Consider the following 17,697-nt stretch of genomic DNA (forward strand, 5'->3'; position numbering starts at 1 on the left):
CACGCCTCAAAGCGAACTATGCGTACGGCAGGAAGCGGCGGACACGGCGGACGCGCGGCCTGTCGATGACGAAGCCGAACACGAGCGGCGCATCTGCCTGGTCGCCTGCACGACCGAAACCGCTCGCCCTCCACCTTCGTGCAATTGCAGGCAGAAACGGATGAAACAACGGCACTTCAGGCTCCCTGGCGCCTCCCTGAGGCCTGGATCGGCCGTGACCGCCACACCTCATTGATCGGCTCCGCGAGCTGCCGCTAGCCACCGGTCTGGAAGCGCTCAACAGCCAGCGCGTGACCCGCTATCGAGGCCACTGCTGCACCGTGGACAACACAATGCGTACCGACCTGCCGCTTCGCCCAAACCGCTGGCCTCGACCGGATCCCCGAACAAGTGGCGCCGGGCAATCGGGCCGATCCCCGGCGGCGGTCAGGTAGCGCACGCCGGAGGCAGACGGCGTGAACAGCGGCGCCCTGGTCCTAGGTGAGCAGCTTGAAGCGCCCCATGAATTTCTACGCCACCGCGCACCTCGTACGTCCCGAGCGCACTTCGTAGATCCTGAACACGCCAAGCTCCACACCATGCGCCTTTGCTCGTTCGGATTAGTGAACAAATATGGAGTTGACCAAGCAGCATCCAGCTCCCGGCCTCGCGTCCGCAGGGCGGTGAGCTGCTGATAAGTGAGCAAGTTCCATGGGCAGGCGCCCCGTTGTCGCCCCAGAGTCCATGGCTGGTTCTGCAAAGCGAACCGTGAGGAAGTGCGTGCATGTCTGTGCTGTGCCGACCCGCTGTGTGGGTCCCGGAGAACACCATCTCGATGGAAGAAACGTTGGCGCTGGCGCGCCGGCTACACCCGAACCACCCGAAACTGCCACTGGTGCTGCGGATGATCCAGAACACCGGAGTCGTGAAGCGTCACTTGATCCAGCCGCTCGCGACAACGTTGTCCCACCCGGGCTTCGAGGCGCGCAACCGCATCTACGTCCGTGAGGCCCGCTCCCGTATCCCCGCCGTGGTCGAGGAGGCGCTGTCCTCGGCCGAGGTGACGGCCCAGGAGATCGATGCGATCGTGTTCGTGTCCTGCACCGGGTTCGCGATGCCACCGCTGACCGCCTGGATGATCAACGAACTGGGGTTTCGCAGCGACACCCGGCAGATCCCCATCGCGCAGCTCGGGTGCGCGGCCGGCGGCGGCGCGATCAACCGGGCACACGACTTCTGCCGCGCCTATCCCGACTCCAACGTCCTGATCGTGGCCTGTGAGTTCTGTTCGCTGTGCTACCAGCCCGACGACCACGATGTCGGCTCGCTGCTCTCCGACGGACTGTTCGGCGACGCGATCGCCGCCGCAGTCCTGCGCGGCAGCGGCGGCACAGGGATGCGGCTGCTGCACAACGCCTCCCACCTGGTACCGGACACTGAAGGCTGGATCGCCTACGAAGTGAAGGCGACCGGTTTCCACTTCCGCCTGGACAGGAGGGTGCCGGGCACGATGAACGTGCTGGCACCCGCCCTGCACACCCTGGCAGGTGCGAACGGCTGGGATGCCTCACGGCTGGACTTCTACATCATCCACGCGGGCGGGCCACGGATCTTGGACGACCTGAGCCGCTACCTCATGGTGCCGACCGTCGCCTTTAGGCACAGCCGGGCCACGCTGACGGAATACGGCAACATCGCCTCAGCCGTCGTCTTCGACGCCCTGCGCCGCCAGTTCGACGAGGGACTGCCCGAGGGCGCCCGCGGTCTGCTGGCCGGCTTCGGGCCCGGTATCACCGCCGAAAGTTCCCTGGGTGCGTGGAGTGCCCCCGAACCTCTCCGAGTCGGCCGCCAATCCACAAGCGCCGACGGGCTGCTGGCGGATGCGCCCCCGGCGCTGCGTCACTGACACGTCAAGCCCCTCATCCAGCGACAAGAAACGAGGAACTGCTGTGACCACACCTGCCCCGACCGTGTCCACCACCTTCATGCTGGGCGGCGACCTGAAGGTCAACCGCCTCGGCTACGGCGCGATGCATCTGACCGGGCCCGGCATGTGGGGACCGCCCGCCGACCCCGACAAGGCCAAATACCTGCTGCGCCGCGCGGTACGCGAGCTCGGGGTGAACTTCATCGACACCGCCGACTCCTACGGCCCCGGCTACAACGAACAGATCATCAAGGAAGCCCTGCACCCCTACCCCGACAACCTGGTCATCGCCACCAAGGGCGGCATGCTACGCAGCGGACCTGAGGACTGGGTCCGCGCCGAGGGCCGCGCCCCCTACATCGTGGCTCTCGGTCGGCCCGAATACCTGCGCCAGCAGGTCGAGTTGAGCCTGTACCGCCTCGGCCGCGAGTGCATCGACCTCTACCAACTGCACCGCATCGACCCGCTCGTCCCGCTGGAAGACCAGCTCGGGGCACTCGCGGATCTCCAACAGCAGGGCAAGATCCGCCACATCGGCCTGTCCGGCCAGCCCGAAGTCACCATCGACCAGCTCGAAGCGGCCCGCGCCATCGTCGACATCGTGGCCGTGGAAAACCTGTACAACATCGCCGACCGATCCGGCGAAGCGGTACTCGAGCACGCGGAGAAGGAGAACATCGCCTTCATTCCCTGGTTCCCCCTGGGACACGGCGACCTCGTCGGACCGGCCGGGATCCTCACCAAAGCCGCCGAAACCCTCGGCTGCACGGGCGCCCAGCTCGGACTGGCCTGGCTACTGCGCCACTCGCCCAACACCCTCCTCATCCCCGGCACCACCTCGGTCAGTCACCTTGAAGAGAACCTCAAGGCCACCGACCTGCAGCTGAGCGATCAGCAGTGGGACGAGATCGAAGCCCAGTGCGCGAAGGCCACCCCATGGCGGCCCACCGCCGTACCGGCCCAGGAAGGACGCGCGCGATGACCGCCACCATCCCCTCGCAGACCACACACCCGCACACCAAGATCCTGCGCGCCATCTACGCCGACCTGCCGACCCTCGTCGAGCACGCGGCCGGCGACATCGTGCTGCACCGCGCCGACCGGAGCGCCGAAGACCCCCATGTGTGCCGCGGCATCCAGGCCGTCCTGGCCCACGAGCAGGCGCTACTGCGCCTGACCCACAACACCCTGGTCATGGACGTCCAGCACATCACCGCCAACGACTACTTCGGCGCCGTCCTCGGCATCCTGCGCGCCACCCACCCACAAGAGATCGCCATGCCGTTCTGCGGTCTGTGGCGCTTCGAAGACGGGCTCATCGTCGAGCACTGGGAAAACGCCTACAACGCCACAGAGCTGCAACATCTCTTCAGCCCGCTCACACCACCCGCTGACACCGATTGACGAGTCAACTTCCCACCGCCCGGTACATCGGAGTCACCCATGCACCTGCAGAACACCCCACCCGCGCGGGACCGACGACTCACCTCCTTCCTCGGCGAGCCGAAGCCGGTCACCACCCTGCCTGGCGAACCGAACCTGACGGCACGCGAACTGCTCATCGCGGTGTACCAGGTCACCACCAAGCCCGCCGCAGTACGTCACCCACGCCCGCACTGCGGCGGGGCACCCTGACCCCGCACCTGAACGGAGACATCCCATGCGCACAGACACCCCTCAGTACGGCGACAGCTGGGACACCTACTGGAGCGCCACCGAACAGGAGCAGGAGACCTCCTTGTGGGACGCTCCGCCCGAGCTGGCCAGCGCCGTGGACCTGCCGCGCTTCGCCGCCCACCTCGACAAGGACAAGGCCCTCATCGACCTCGGCTGCGGCAACGGCACCCAGACCCGCTACCTCGCCCAGCACTTCCCGTACGTCATCGGCGCAGACGTCTCCCCGGCAGCCATCAAGGCCGCCACCGCCGCCGACCCCACCACCAAGTACATGGTGCTCGACCTGTTCGACACACCTGCCGTTGAGGCCCTGCACGAACGCCTCGGCGACGCCAACATCTACATGCGCACCGTCCTGCACCAGATCCTCCCCGAGCACCGCCCGGCCTTCGCCCGCTCCCTGCGCACACTCCTGGGCACCACCGGCGTCCTCGCCTTCGTGGAACTGGCCACGACAGCAGAGCAGTACCTGCACGACCTCGTCGCAACGTACGGCCCCCCACCGGGCCTGACCCGCGTGCTGAACACCGGAGTCCGCCCCGGCAGCGTCGACCGGCAGGAAGCCCTCGCACTACTGGGAGCCGACACCTTCACGGTCTTGGCCGAGCGCGAGGCACTCGTCCACACCACATTCACTCTCCCGGACGGCCAACGAGCCCAGGTCCCCGCCTACTTCATGGCCCTGCGCCACACCACCAGCCAGCCCCCAAACGGCTGACCGCCCCGCTGGGCGGAGGCCGATGACCACCCTCCCCACCCGGCCCCAGGGCCTCACACTCAGCGGGCGGGCTACGCGGTGCTCACCGCCATGCACACAACGGGCGAGGCCATCAGCAACTGCTGCACCACACCGACACACTGCCGGTGAACGGGATCGATGTCATCGAGCACCAATAGCACGCCCTCGGCCACCTCCCGGCGCACCAGGGTGAAGAGGTCCACCTCTTTGTGCGATGGCTTGCGATGAGGCCATGCCGCGTGAACCGCGGCGGCCAAAGCCCCCGGCCGACCAGGTCTGCCCGGCCAACGTGCGCGTACGACTCGTTGCCATGCAGGGTGGGCCGTGCCGGTCAGTCACGACGGCCGCCAAGCGGCTCTTGCCCACTCCGGCTCTGCCGCAGACCGTCACCAGACGATGCTCCGTCAGCGCCTGTTCCAGAACGGCGGCCTCCCGCTCCCGGCCCACCCAACTACCCCTAAGCCCACCGGAATACGTCTGGGGGGCCATGGGCTCCCCCGCCCACCTCGACACTGACGCAACCTTCCCTGTTGTTCTCACAGCCGCGGCCCACAGCACCGCGGCCGAGAACGTCGCAACCCCGGCGTGCAGAATCGTCACGGCAGCGGAGCCTCAGCGTTCTCAACGCTCCACCGGAGCCCAGGTCGCGCCACACGCGCCCGCACCACGCGAATTGAGCATCAAACGAACAACCATCCACCGCAAACTGCAGAGACACACTCCCCAGCCAGATGTCCAGGCGGGCGGAGTTAACGTCGCCGGACCATTCACCACGACCATGCTCGTAGTGATGGTCCGGCCGGCCGCAGAGCGCACTATCGACGTCAGCCTCCTCCCCCAGCAGCGCCCCGCAAGGAACTCGCCGAAGCCTCCCGAGCTAGTCGCGCCGAGGCATGAAGGTCCCGACGTCAGCGGCGGGATGACCTGCTTGCCGTCCGCCGGATGGAGGGGATCAGCCGTCCGACCGGGTAGCGAGCAAGACCGTGGGCAATGCATGGGCTGTTCACTGTGCTTCGGCACTTTCTACATGCCTGGCATCTGCTGCTTCCTGATGCAGGCGCGGTACGAGGAGTACGCCATGTTCCTGCCCCACCATCTTGTGTCCTTCGCATCGGCAGGCCCCCGCCTGGCCGTAGCCACAGCGGCCGCCCTCGCCATCACTGCGCCGACCGCCGTTGCGGCCCCCGCCCCGGCGGCGCCGGGGAACGTGGACTTGGCCATCACCTCGGCTCCGCCCACCATCGCTCCCGGCAGATCAGGGATCCAGAAGCTGACGATCGCCAACCGCGGTGCACGCACTACGGGGGAGGTCCAAGTCACCTTCGCGACCCCGTCATACGTCAATGTCGACCGCGCATCCAAGCTGCCCAAGGGCTGCAAGATCTACTACAAGAACCTCGATCCGACCGTCAACGAGGTCATCGCCTGCCGGCTCCCCCGGGGGCTGGCGAAGGGCAAGCCCGTCACGTTGAGCGTTCCACTGCGGGTCACCGAACGCGCCCGGCTGACCGGCATCGTCCTCGGCCGGGCCGCGGCCGTGCCGGCGCCGGGCTCCAAAGACGTGGAATCCAACCTCTCGGACAACTGGGCCATCACCCAGCTGATGCTGACCCAGCCCACCCCGCCCGTCCCGTCCGGGAAGAACAAGGTCGGCCTCTACCTCACCCGTGACACCCCCGCCACCGACGTCGACGGGCGCACCGATGCAGTCTTCCACTACGGCAATGTCGGGCCCAACGAGTCCGGGGACATCCAGATCACCGTCGTCACCCCGTTCTACACGCGGATCGACACCGAACGAGAACTCCCAACGGGGTGCACGATCGAGCTCAACGACCCGGTGCCCGGAGTCCCCGAGATCGTGGTCTGCAAGGTCGACGGGCTCGACGTCGAGGACGACGACACCCTCACCCTGCCGTTGCGGATGCGGGAGGGCGCGCCCGCCGGCGTCCTGTACGGGCTGGCCCTCATCGCCCCGGCCACCGAGTCGGACGTGGATGTGGACCAGCAGGACAACCTGAGCGCCTCCGGGGTGCACGTCCCCAGCCGCGGCAAAGCCGGATGCGACAGGAAGTAGCCCGCCGCACTGGCTGAGGCGGCGCAGAGGTGGCCGTGCCGGACACGGCCACCTGGTCGGCGAGCAGAGGATGGTGCGGGTGATGTTCGGCAGGGATTTCGGTGCGTTCGAGGTGGGGGCCGTCTACCGGCACTGGCCGGGAAAGACCGTCACCGAATACGACCATCACCTGTTCTGTCTGCTGACGATGGTCCGTCACCCGCTCCATCTGGACACCGAGTACGCCCAGTCCGCGACTCGCCACGGACGCCCCCTGGTCATCGGAAGCTACCTGCTGTCGCTGCTCATCGGCCTGTCCGAGGCAGACGTGGCAGGGCGCGCGCTTGCGTGCCGCGGCTTCGACGGGATCCGGCACACCGCCCCCGTCTTTCACGGCGACTCCCTGTACGCCGAGAGCGAGATCTTGCACAAGGAGGCTGTTGCCGGTAATCCGGCCCGAGGCTCCGTTCGGCTGGAGACGCGAGGGCTGAATCAGCACGGCGACCTGGTCATGACCTTCCGCCGGACGCTGATCGTGCCCAACTGAGGGGTCCAGGCGCCTCGTTCATTCGACTATCCGTGAAGCTCTGGCCTATCGGTAAGGGGAGTTGTCTCGATGCCGGTCTATGCACTCGGTACGCAGGTACCCGACATCCACCCCGATGCGTTCGTCCACCCGCAAGCCACGGTGATCGGTTCTGTCAGCATCGGCGCCCAGGCGACGGTTTGGCCCGGCGCGGTCCTGCGCGGGGACTACGGCCCCATCACTGTCGGCGCACGCACATCCATCCAGGATGGAGCGGTGCTGCACGCGGACGATGCCTGGCCGACGCGCATCGCAGCCGATTGCGTGATCGGCCACCTCGCCCACCTCGAAGGATGCACCGTCGCCGACGGATGCCTCATCGGTGCCGCGGCTGTGGTCTTGCAGGGCGCGACCATCGGAGCCGGTGCGCTCGTCGGGGCCGGCGCCGTGGTCACGCAGCACACCTGCGTGCCGCCCCGCGCACAAGCGCTGGGAGTCCCGGCGCGCATCACCGGCCAAAGGGTCGCCCCCCAGGCGTTCGCCGCCGGAGCAGCCAAGTACGTGGCCAACGGCCAGCGCTACCGGCGCGAGCTGCGCCGCATCGACTGACTCAGCGAACGAGAACGCCGCACGCAAGGAACCGAACACCATGACCGGCTGGCTGGACGTCCACGCCCACTACCTCACCGACCGCTACACCCAGGCGTGTACAGCAGCAGGGCACCACCATCCCGACGGCATGCCCGCACTTCCTGCGTGGAACCCCCAGGACGCACTCGCCTTCATGGATGCGGCCGGTATTGCCGCATCCGTGCTGTCCGTCTCCTCTCCCGGTGTGCACTTCGGCGATGACTCCCTCGGCGCAGACCGGGCCGCCAGAGACCTGGCCCGACACGTCAACGACTTCGGCGCCGACCTGGTCACCTCGCACCGCTCGCGATTCGGCCTCGCTGCCTCACTGCCCCTGCCCGATATCCAAGGGGCGCTGCGCGAACTCGACCACGCCTACGGTGATCTCAGAGCCGACGCCATCGCATTGAAGACCAACTATCACGGCCGCTACCTGTCCGACCCGGCCTTCTCCCCCGTCCTCACCGCGCTCGACGCTCACGCAGCTGTCGTCACCCTGCACCCCACCTCCCCACCCGGCTGGCAGCGCACAGCACTGGACCGCCCCAGACCCATGATCGAGTTCCTCTTCGACACCACCCGCTGCGTCATCGACCTCGCTCTCAGCGGCACCCTCGCCCGCTACCCACGAGTGCGCTGGATCGTGCCCCACGCCGGCGCAGTTCTCCCCACCCTGGCCCACCGCGTAGCCTTCGTCTGCGACCTCACCGGTACACCCGCCGACCTGCCCACGGCCCTCGGGAACCTCCACTACGACCTGGCCGGCACCCCGCTCCCCGTGGCCCTTGAGACCCTGCTCAAACTCGCCCCGCCCAACCGCCTCCTGTACGGCAGCGACTACCCCTTCACCCCAGCCCCCGCAGCCCTCCAACTCGCCACCGCGCTACGGCAGTCGCCCCACCTGCAGGACGCGACTCTGGACCTCACACCCGATTCACCAGGTGCCACCCTCTTTCCCCGGCTCTTCGCACAGCAAGGGCGCCCCGAAGACCGCGCAAGCCCGGCGTGACCGGTCCGGCGTGAGACGAGGGTCTCTGGTGGCAAGGGACGCGATGGGCCTCCGGGACGAGCGGCCCAACGTCCGCCATGATCGTGCGCCGCCTCCGCCTACAAGGTTTCCAGAGCGCACTCGGCGATGTGTTCTGCGGTCAGGCCGGCTGCTGCGAGGAGTTCCTCGCGGGCGCCGTGCTCGATGAACGTGTCCGGTAGTCCCACCATCCGGACCGGCACCCGGACCTGTGCTGCGGACAGGGCGTGCGTGATCGCGGCGCCCGCGCCACCCGTCTCGACTCCTTCCTCCACCGTGACCACCCCGCGGTGTGCGGCCGCCAGGTCGGGCAGCATCTGCGGCACGGGGCTGAACCATCGTGGATCCACCACGGTGACACCCACGCCCTGTCGTGCCACGATGCCGGCGGCCTCGATGCACACCGGCGCGCACGTCCCGATGGCGACCAGCAAGACGTCTGTGGGGCCGGAGCGGTACAGGATGTCCATCTGCCCTACCTGCTCGAGCGCCGGCACCGGGTCACCGGCGGAGGCTTTCGGGAAACGCAGGGCCGTGGGGCCGCTGTGGTGGCCGACGGCTTCGCGCAGCAGTTGGCGCAGCTGGTGTGGATCGCGTGGCGCGGCCGCTCGCAGTCCCGGTACGAGGCAGAGCAGGGGCAGGTCCCACATTCCGTGGTGACTGGGGCCGTCCGGTCCGGTGATGCCCGCCCGGTCCAAGATCACTGTGACCGGAAGATCGTGCAGGGCCACGTCCATCAGGAGTTGGTCGAACGCACGGTTGAGGAAGGTGGAGTAGACGGCCACCAGGGGGTGCAGCCCGGCCATGGCCAGACCGGCGGCCGAGGTGAGGGCGTGCTGTTCGGCGATGCCCACGTCAAAGACCCGGTCGGGGTAGCGCTGGGCGAAGGGCCCCAGGCCCGCAGGAAGGAGCATCGCGGCGCTCAGACACACCAAGTCGGGGCGCTCGGCGCCTAGTTCGCACAGCTCCTCGCCGAACACTTTCGTCCAGGTCGTCTCGCCAGGAACGGAGGACTTGCCCGTGGCAGGGTCGATCGGGCCGATGGCGTGCATCTGATCAGCCTCGTGCTCCATGGCGGGGCGGTAGCCGTTGCCCTTGCGGGTGACGCAGTGCACCACGGTGGTCCGACCGGAGCGGCACGCCCGGATGAGGGCGTCTTCGACTGCCACGGTGTCGTGTCCGTCGACGGGGCCCAGATAGGACAGCCCGAGACGGGTGAACAGATCGGCCTGCGGCGGATGTTGATCGCTGTTGCGCAAGTTCTGCAGGTGGACGCCGAGGCCGCCGACGGTGGGCGCGTAGGAGCGTCCGTTGTCGTTGAGCACGATCACCACGGGCAGGTCGGGTGAGGCACCGAGGTTGTTCAGGGCCTCCCAGGCCATGCCGCCGGTGAGGGAGCCGTCCCCGACCACGGCGACCACCCACCGCTGGTCGACACCCGTGATGCGGTACCCCTTGGCGATGCCTTCAGCGTAGGACAGGGCGGTGGAGGCATGGGAGTTGCCTATGTGGTCGTGCACGGACTCGCGGCGGTCCGGATAGCCGGAGAGCCCGCCGCGTGTACGCAGTGAGGCGAACCCGTCGTAACGGCCGGTGAGGAGTTTGTGTACGTACGCTTGGTGGCCGGTGTCGAACAGCAGCGTGTCCCACGGTGAGTCGAACACCCGGTGCAGCGCGATGGTGATCTCCACCATTCCCAGGTTCGGGCCGAGATGGCCGCCGCTGCGGCAGACCTGTTGGATGAGGACCTGGCGGAGCTGCTCCGCCAGCGTCGGTAGAGCGTCGACCGGCAGGGCTCTGAGAGCTTCGGGACTACTCACCCGCTCCATCAGATTGGCGCCCATTGCTGCACCTCCGTTGTGTGGTGCGCCGGTCTGTGCGCACGTGCGTCTGTTCAGGAACCCGCGGCCGCGACGGCGCGAGTGGAGCGCGCTGGCGAACGATGCGTCCTGGTGGTCAGCAGGGGGAGGCTGCTCAGGCCGCGGACGTTGGAGTGCACTTTCCGTACGGCCCGCGAGCCGTCGATCTCGTAGTCCGGATAGCGCTTGAGGAGTTCCTCCAAAGCGATGCGCGTCTCCATCCTGGCCAGGGCCGCACCCAGGCAGGCGTGTACGCCGTATCCGAAGGCGAGCTGTTTGCGGATCTTGCGGTGGATGTCCAGGAGTTCCGGGTACTCATAGACGCGGTCGTCGTGTGAGGCCGCGGCGGTGAGCAGCATGACGCGACTGCCGGCCGGCAGGGTGCGGCCGTGCAGGTCCACATCGCGGGTCAGGGTGCGCCCCTGGAGGTGCGAGGGGGGATCCCAGCGCAGGAATTCCTCGACCGCGTTGGGCATGTCCTCGGGATGGTCCACCAGATGCCGGCGTTGCTCCGGGTACCAGTACAGGCCCACCACGGCGTTGGGGATGAGCTTGGCGACGGTCTCGTGCCCCGCGAGGCCCAACTCCAGGAAGCGCATGGCCACTTCTTCGTCGGACAGGCGACGGGCGGTTCCACTGTCTGTGTCGGGGACTTCGGTGGTCAGCAGGACGGCAATGGCGTCGTCGCGTGGTGGCTGCTCGCGACGCTCGCGGACGAGGTCCAGGTACAGGCAGAAGAGTTCGGCTCCGGCGGTCATCATGTCGTCAAGGCCCGCCGGATCGTCCGGTCCGCTGCGCGCCAGCACCCGGTTGCTCAATTCGTGGATCTGCGGGAGCAGTTCGGCGGGTATGCCGACGAGCTCTGCCACTACCTCGAGGGGCAGTTTCAAGGAGAAGTCGGTGACCACGTCGAACTCGCCTGCGTCCCCGGCGGCGTCGAGGAGCGCAGAAGCGCGCGAGCGCACGAACCCTTCGAGGGATGCGATGCGACGCGCGGTGAACAGACCGTTGACCGGCTTGCGATGATCCCGGTGCTCCGGGGGGTCCATCACCACCAGGTTCCCGCTCCCCTTCTCGAGCCCTTCGAGCGTCACACCGCCCGCGCTGCTGAAGGTCTCCGGATCGGCATGCGCCGCCACGACATCGGCATGCCGCGACAGAGCCCAGAAATCTCGCTGCGCGTTGTAGTAGGCAGGCTCGTGATCGCGAAGCCACTGGTAGACGGGGAACGGGTTGAGAGTGGTGGCGCGGTCGTAGGGGTCATAGAGGTTGAACTCCGTGTCCATGCTCGCTCCCTGCGTGACGGGCGGAGGATCGGTGAAGTGCGGCGCCAGTGGTCCGTGCGCGCGGCGCGACGCGGGCGCTCACGGAGCGGGCTTGCGTGCCTCCCAGTACCCGATGGTGAAGCGGCCTGCGCGGGCCGCCTGGTATAGGGCGCGGGCGCCTGTGCTCATGAAGTCGATGAGCGGGTCGTCGATGCCCTCAGCGAGCTGTTCGGACTGCTCGAGGAGGTCCCAGGTGCGGTTCATCTCCGCGGTGGATGCGGTGTCCGCCAGGTGGCCTCCGGTGAACCCCGCGGCGCCGAGCGCATCGTCGAGCTGGGTGGGCGTGGCAAGATTCGGGATGCCGTGGTGGCGGCAGATGGGCTCGATGAACTGCTGATGTTCCGCGTCGGTGAGATCGTCGGCGGCGAGCCAGTCGTATCCGAGGTAGCGGCCGCCTGGCTTGAGCACCCGGAAGACATCCCTGTGCACACGCGGCTTGTCGGGGACGTGGCAGATAGCCTCGAAGGTGTAGCACACGTCGAAGGACGCATCGGGAAACGGCAACCGGCCCGCGTCCCCTTCGATGAAAGCCAGTCGCTCTTCGGCAGGCAGCTGTTGAGCACGTTCGCGGGCCTTGGCCACACGCAGGCGGCTCAGATCGATTCCGATGACATGGGCACCGGAGTGCTGCGCGATGGTGCCGGCGGGACCACCGATGCCGCTGCCGATATCCAGGGCCCATTGCCCGGTGGTGAGTTCAGCGCGGTCGGCCAGGGTGCATTCGCTGCGCGCCTGCGCTGCGGCGAGCGGCTCCCCTTCCCGCAGCGGCGGGAAGTGCTGCGAGTCGCCCCAGCCCGCGTGGTAGAGGTCGTTGACCAGCGCGTAGTAGGTCGTAACCATCTCTGTGCTCTGGGCATGGCGTGTGGTCGGGGCAGCCACGAGCTCTTGAAGCCGTTCCAGTTGGGGGATGTTCGCGGTCATCGTGTGCTCCTGGATGCGTCGGTGAGGGAAGCCGTGGGGTCAGGTGTGCGCCTGGGTCCTCCCGGTGGCTGGGGCAGGCTGGGTGGAGAGCCAGCGGCCGACGGCCCACAGTGGGAAGTACTCGCGGTAGTAGCGGTAGTCGAGGACGGCCGAGCCGAAGAAGACACCCATGGGGGCGTCCTGCTGCCAGCTGCCGTCAGGACGCTGGTGAGTACACAGCCAGTCAATGCCGCGGGTCACCGCGGGACTGCGTCCGCCGGTGAGCTCGAGCAGCACCAGCAGCGCCCAGGCCGTGCTGAGCGGCTGGCTGTGATCGCCTGGCACGTAGCGCTCTTCCAGGCAGCCGCTATGGTGCTCGGCCCAGCCGCCGTCGGGGCGTTGGACGCTCTCCAGCCAGCAGCCGGCCTTGACGAAGCTGGCGTGCGTGCGCGGAACTCCCGCGGCGAGCAGGCCCCGTACGGCAAAGAGCGTGCCGTAGATCCGGTTGACGCCCCAGGCCGCCGGCCAGGAACCGTCCTTGGACTGCTGAGACAGGAGAAAAGCGGCTGCACGGCGCAGACCCCGGTCGCATGCCTGCCGTTGGGTGCCTGCGCACCGCTGACGCAGCTGCGCCAGTGCGACGGCCGCCGATCCCGTGCATTCGATGTAGGAGCTCTCGATCGTGCAGTTGGTGAACATCTCCGCCGGGTTGAGGCGCTCCAGCAACCGTGGTCCGCGCCGCTCCTCATAGGTACCGAAGCCGCCGTCGCGGTTCTGCCGGGCCAGCAGGAACTCGGTGGCCGCGGGCACGTCGAAGCCAGCGTCGCTGTCTGTGACGCCCCGGTGGAACGCGGCGGTGAACAGGGCACCGACGGCTTCGGCGGTGCAGTCGCTGACCGGCCAGCGATCGCGGCCCGCGGAGAAGCACCATCCGCCGAGTGCCGGCGAGCGTGCGGTGAGATGTGGCTCGGGTATCTCGTCGACGATCTGCGCGCTCGCGAGGAACCGGCTCGCCTGGGTGGTCGCACGGATCACAGGTGGGCCGGGTGACCGGTCGGCGAGCAGTGCCTCCACGGCGAAGGCGGTGTCCCAGGTGTGGGAACGCGCGCCGACGTAGCGGGTTCCCTCCCCTGCATCACTCCATCGCCAGTAGTCGAAGGCGTCCAGTGACGCGTCGATCTCCTGTGGGTCAGCCCCACAGGCATGAAGGACAAGGACGTCGAGCAGGCCGTTGGCGGGCGAGAGCGCAGTCCGTGCGGTGACCGTGTGTTCGTGCTCGACGCGCCGGCGGCAGCGCTCCAGCGCGCGGCGGCGCAGGGCACGCGATGGGCGCAACTCATAGACCCCCAGGGCTGCCTGCATCACACGCAGGGCCGGCGTGGGTGCGGCGACGGTGTCGGCGCCGGTGCGATACCGGTCCCGGGCACGCAGGCGCCGGTCGAACAGTTCCGCGCGCAGCTCGTCGATCACCAGGCCGGACGGGCCTCGGAACCGGACGCCATAGAGATAGGACATGGCTTGCATGATCGAGCGGGTGTGGCAGTACAGGCGGTCGGGGTGCAGCGGCAACCACCGCGGCAGGACAAAAAGTTCGGGGGACACGGGATGCATCGCCCGGTAGTCGTACAGGCCGAGCAGGGCCAGCCAGAACTTGCCCCAAGACGGGACGGCGGCCACGCCGCCCGGCTGCGAACGCAGCCAGATGCGTGCCGGTGCGCACAGCGGGTGATCCGCGGGCAAACCGAGCAGGCGCAGTGCGGTGTACGCCAGCGTCGTGCAGTACAGCGAGGGGGTGTCGGCGGCGGCGTGCAGCCCCCAGCCATGCCGGTCGCGGCGGGTGACTGCGTAATGGCGGATGATGGAGGCGGCTTCCGCTGCGGAGTTCGGCCGCCCCAGCAGGTGACGGGTGATCACGTACTGGGAGAGGGTCGTTGTGTTCCAGACCATCTCCCCTTCCCAAGAGCCGTCGGCGTTTTGCAGGGACAGCAGGCGCTCGCTCGCCCTGCGGTGGACAAGGCGGGGGTCCGTGGCCCGCTCCGGTGCCGGGTCGGCGAGTGGCAGCGGCGGCGATGAGGTGTGTGGCTTCATGCGCGATCCGTTCCTGCGTGCACGGGAGCGCCGAGTGGGCGCCACCCTTCGGGTTCTCAGGAGTTATCCCTACGCCTGGGCCTGATCGTCGCGGCGTCGGCGATACCTCAGCACGCACGGGCTGTTGGGCTCGGCGACGAACGATGTGGCGTACTGCGGCCGGTGAGGACCGCCGAGCAGTTCCAGGTGGAAACGCCTCAGGAGCACACTCCAGATGGCTTGGATCTCCAGATAGGCGAAGGCGAGGCCGATACAGCGGTGTTGGCCGCCACCGAAGGCAATCAGGCTGTATGGATGCTTGTGCTCGGCCCTGCCTTGTGCGAAGCGGGACGGATCGCAGCGGCCGGGTTCGGAGAACACGGACTCCATCCGGTGCGACACGGTGGGCGACAGCATCACCAGCGTGCCCGGGGGGATTTCGTGCCCCTCAAGGACAAATGCCTTGCGGGCCTTGCGTAGCAGCAGGAAGGACGGCGGGTAGAGGCGTTCCGCCTCGCGGATGCAGTGCCCCAAGAGCTCCATGCGGTGCAGTCGTTCGACTGTCAGCGAACTGTCGCTTCTCATGATGCTGTGCAGCTCGGCCATGACCGGGGGCAGGGCGTGGACTCCCTGGTCGAGGAGAACCACACCGGACCAGACCGCGAGCCCGGCGCTGTTGTGCACTCCGGCAAACGTCATCGCGATCAGGATCCCGATCAGGATGTCGTCGTCCTGCACAGGTTCGCCCTGCGGTGAGGGTGAATCGAGAAGGGACTGCAGTAGGTCGCCGTGGTGGGTGTGCGGGCCGTGCCTGCGTGCGTCGATGGCCCGTTGCAGCTCCTGGGCGATGCGCGCGCGTGCGCGATCTCGTCTGCGGAATGCCGGAATGGGAAGTCGTGGATTGAGCAGCGCGGCCAGTCGGATGCCGCTGGCCAGTTCGCGGTACAACGCGATCGTCTCGGGTCCGAGGCGCTCACGCACCTCCCGACCTAGTAGGCAGCGGACGCTGATGGCCCCGACCAGCTCGGTGATGGCGGGAACGAGATCGATCTCCCCCTCGTCGCCCCACGTCGCGAGGCACTGCTCGATCTCCTGCTGCATCACGCCGGGGTAGCTCTTGAGACTGGAGCCTGCGAGAAGCGGCGCGAGATGCCCCATCTGCCGGGCCATTTCCTGCGGACCGGCGTCGAAGGCCACACCGCTGCCGAAGATGGGCTCCATGAACGGATAGGCATCTGCCGCGCTGAGCGTGGCCTCGTCCGCCTTGAAGACCTGTTCGTGAGCCGTCGCACCGCACGCGAAGACCGCAGGACGTCCCATCAAGGTGAAGCGGAACAGGTCGCCGGCCAGTTCGCGGCCCGCCCGCAGAAACAACACCGGATCCTTGCCGAATCCAGGCCCGTGTCCCAGCCACGGGACTTTCCCTCCCGGCAGTTCAGGTATCGCCGCCCAGGGCTTCAGCCCGTCTTCCACCCCCACGGGCGCTGCGGGTCGCACCATCCGTATGGACATGACCTATCCCTCCCTCATAGGGTCAATAGACCAGGAATACGTTCTTCATGGCATTCATCCAGCTTGGTACGAGTTTGGAGGGGGCGCATCATGAGGACTCCCGACGTGCTGGTGGCAGGCGCAGGACCAGGCGGATGCGTCAGCGCACTGCAATTCGCCGCACGAGGCGCGCAGGTCGAGCTCATCGACCCAGGCGGCCCAGATGAGCGCCGGTTCTCCGGCGAGTGGATCCACCCGGGCGGCGTGCACACACTGCGGGCCGCGGGACTACCCCTGGACGGCCCGCAGTTCATGCGCAATCACGGATTCATCGTGCACACCACGGACGGTGACCAGCCGATCACGCTCACCCACCCCGACGCGACGGCGATCAGCATGCCGCACCACGTCCTGACCGAGTTCCTGCATCACGCGACACAGGACCACCCCGGAATCACGGCACTGACCGGCCACCGAGTGCTGTCGGCCACCCCCACCGGCGAAGCGCAGACCACCAACGGCCACTACCGGGCACGGCTGGTGATCGGGGCGGACGGCCGCACATCAGCCGTCCGCCGAGCCCTGCGACCACACGAAGCACACCCCATACGCCTGTCCCACACCGCCGGCCTGCTCCTGCAAGGCGCGGATCTACCGACCGAGGAGTACGGGCACATATTCCTCGGCGGCCCCGGACCCGTGCTGGCCTACCGCCTCACCCCCGACCTGCTGCGTGTCACGTTCGACATTCCCCACCCACCACCACCCGCCAGGGCGGCCGCCCGATACGTGGGCCACCGCTACCTGCCTTTCCTCCCCCGAGCCCTACGCACCGCCCTGCGCACCTGGCTGGCCACCGGCCGCCGGTTCCAATGGGCCGTCAACTCCTTTCGCCCACGCACCTTTTACGGCCAAGGCCGCGTCGCGCTGATCGGTGACGCACTGGGGCACAACCACCCCCTGGCCGCCCACGGCATGACCATGGCCGTCATGGACGCCGAACGACTCGCCCACTCCCCCAAGCTCGCCCACTACGCCACACAGAGCGCCATCACCTGGACCCCCGAGCACGTTGCAGCTGTACTGTGCCGGCTGTTCATCGCCCCCGATACGACCTCGCAGGTGCTGCGCGACAGCCTGTTCACCGACTGGCGCACACACCCCGAGCGAGCGCGCCAGGCCATCCAGCTCCTTGGCGTCCTCGACACCCGCAGAACACCCGTGGCCACTACGTTCCTGCACACGGCCCTGGGCACTTTGCGTATCGCAGGCCCGTCGGGCACGCCGCCGTCGCGCTGGCCAGCTTCCCTCAAGGAGCTGCTGTCCTGGTCCGCCTGGCTCAGCTCACCACACCCCCCGGCGCAAGCGGAGCGAGGCCGAGGCCGAGGCTGAGCATGCTGAACAGCAGGCCAGGCTTGGGATGGGGCCTAACGTCGTGGCCCTCATCTGACGGCATCGGGACCTCGACGATCGAGCCGAGGCGATCTGCGAACC

16 protein-coding genes are annotated in these 17,697 nt (G+C 67.9%); 10 read left to right on the top strand and 6 right to left on the bottom strand.

Features of this window, described 5'->3' with window-relative positions; genetic code table 11:
• The first annotated feature begins 763 nt into the window (after window positions 1-763).
• From JAO81_RS24290 to JAO81_RS24310, 5 genes are all read left to right on the top strand, one after another.
• Window positions 764-1,885 carry a type III polyketide synthase gene (locus tag JAO81_RS24290; protein ID WP_199550042.1) on the top strand — a complete coding sequence of 374 codons (1,122 nt, stop codon included), beginning with the start codon at window positions 764-766 and terminating at the stop codon, window positions 1,883-1,885.
• 79 nt (window positions 1,886-1,964) lie between these two features.
• A complete protein-coding gene (locus tag JAO81_RS24295; RefSeq protein WP_233415850.1) occupies window positions 1,965-2,888 on the top strand; it encodes an aldo/keto reductase in 924 nt (307 codons plus the stop codon).
• Window positions 2,885-3,310 (top strand): nuclear transport factor 2 family protein, encoded by a 426-nt coding sequence (locus JAO81_RS24300; RefSeq protein WP_199550044.1) that lies wholly within the window; start codon window positions 2,885-2,887, stop codon window positions 3,308-3,310. Before JAO81_RS24295 ends, JAO81_RS24300 begins: the two co-directional genes overlap by 4 nt.
• 39 nt (window positions 3,311-3,349) lie before the next feature.
• Complete coding sequence (locus tag JAO81_RS24305; RefSeq protein WP_199550045.1) at window positions 3,350-3,541, top strand: hypothetical protein; 192 nt, start codon at window positions 3,350-3,352, stop codon at window positions 3,539-3,541.
• Between the two features lie 25 nt (window positions 3,542-3,566).
• On the top strand, window positions 3,567-4,301 hold the full coding sequence (locus tag JAO81_RS24310; protein WP_199550046.1) for a class I SAM-dependent methyltransferase: 735 nt from the start codon (window positions 3,567-3,569) through the stop codon (window positions 4,299-4,301).
• Window positions 4,302-4,372: 71 nt separating this feature from the next.
• Here JAO81_RS24310 and JAO81_RS24315 read toward each other — a convergent pair whose 3' ends face one another.
• The gene (locus JAO81_RS24315; protein WP_199550047.1) at window positions 4,373-4,525 is read right to left on the bottom strand and encodes a hypothetical protein; all 153 of its coding nucleotides are present in this window, start codon (window positions 4,523-4,525) and stop codon (window positions 4,373-4,375) included.
• A gap of 824 nt (window positions 4,526-5,349) precedes the next feature.
• Between JAO81_RS24315 and JAO81_RS24320 the strand changes: the two genes are divergently transcribed.
• From JAO81_RS24320 to JAO81_RS24335, 4 genes are all read left to right on the top strand, one after another.
• Window positions 5,350-6,399, top strand: coding sequence for a hypothetical protein (locus tag JAO81_RS24320; RefSeq protein ID WP_199550048.1), 1,050 nt, complete (start codon window positions 5,350-5,352; stop codon window positions 6,397-6,399).
• A gap of 82 nt (window positions 6,400-6,481) precedes the next feature.
• The gene (locus JAO81_RS24325) at window positions 6,482-6,925 is read left to right on the top strand and encodes a MaoC family dehydratase (RefSeq protein ID WP_199550049.1); all 444 of its coding nucleotides are present in this window, start codon (window positions 6,482-6,484) and stop codon (window positions 6,923-6,925) included.
• 69 nt (window positions 6,926-6,994) lie between these two features.
• On the top strand, window positions 6,995-7,513 hold the full coding sequence (locus tag JAO81_RS24330; RefSeq protein WP_199550050.1) for a gamma carbonic anhydrase family protein: 519 nt from the start codon (window positions 6,995-6,997) through the stop codon (window positions 7,511-7,513).
• Between the two features lie 40 nt (window positions 7,514-7,553).
• Window positions 7,554-8,543 carry an amidohydrolase family protein gene (locus JAO81_RS24335; RefSeq protein ID WP_199550051.1) on the top strand — a complete coding sequence of 330 codons (990 nt, stop codon included), beginning with the start codon at window positions 7,554-7,556 and terminating at the stop codon, window positions 8,541-8,543.
• A 98-nt stretch (window positions 8,544-8,641) separates the two neighbouring features.
• Here JAO81_RS24335 and JAO81_RS24340 read toward each other — a convergent pair whose 3' ends face one another.
• From JAO81_RS24340 to JAO81_RS24360, 5 genes are all read right to left on the bottom strand, one after another.
• Window positions 8,642-10,405, bottom strand: a complete 1,764-nt coding sequence (locus JAO81_RS24340) for a 1-deoxy-D-xylulose-5-phosphate synthase (RefSeq protein ID WP_199550052.1) — start codon at window positions 10,403-10,405, stop codon at window positions 8,642-8,644.
• A 50-nt stretch (window positions 10,406-10,455) separates the two neighbouring features.
• Entirely contained in the window at window positions 10,456-11,706 is a 1,251-nt protein-coding gene (locus JAO81_RS24345) for a cytochrome P450 (protein ID WP_199550053.1), read from the bottom strand.
• A gap of 78 nt (window positions 11,707-11,784) precedes the next feature.
• On the bottom strand, window positions 11,785-12,666 hold the full coding sequence (locus JAO81_RS24350; RefSeq protein ID WP_199550054.1) for a cyclopropane-fatty-acyl-phospholipid synthase family protein: 882 nt from the start codon (window positions 12,664-12,666) through the stop codon (window positions 11,785-11,787).
• 39 nt (window positions 12,667-12,705) lie between these two features.
• On the bottom strand, window positions 12,706-14,733 hold the full coding sequence (locus tag JAO81_RS24355) for a prenyltransferase/squalene oxidase repeat-containing protein (protein ID WP_199550055.1): 2,028 nt from the start codon (window positions 14,731-14,733) through the stop codon (window positions 12,706-12,708).
• Between the two features lie 69 nt (window positions 14,734-14,802).
• Window positions 14,803-16,224 (bottom strand): cytochrome P450, encoded by a 1,422-nt coding sequence (locus tag JAO81_RS24360; protein WP_199550056.1) that lies wholly within the window; start codon window positions 16,222-16,224, stop codon window positions 14,803-14,805.
• Window positions 16,225-16,314: 90 nt separating this feature from the next.
• Here JAO81_RS24360 and JAO81_RS24365 point away from each other — a divergent pair, with 90 nt between their 5' ends.
• Window positions 16,315-17,595 (top strand): NAD(P)/FAD-dependent oxidoreductase, encoded by a 1,281-nt coding sequence (locus JAO81_RS24365; RefSeq protein ID WP_199550057.1) that lies wholly within the window; start codon window positions 16,315-16,317, stop codon window positions 17,593-17,595.
• Window positions 17,596-17,697 lie beyond the last annotated feature (102 nt).

The organism is Streptomyces sp. N35 (assembly GCF_016464295.1).
In the GTDB taxonomy this organism is placed as follows: domain Bacteria; phylum Actinomycetota; class Actinomycetes; order Streptomycetales; family Streptomycetaceae; genus Streptomyces.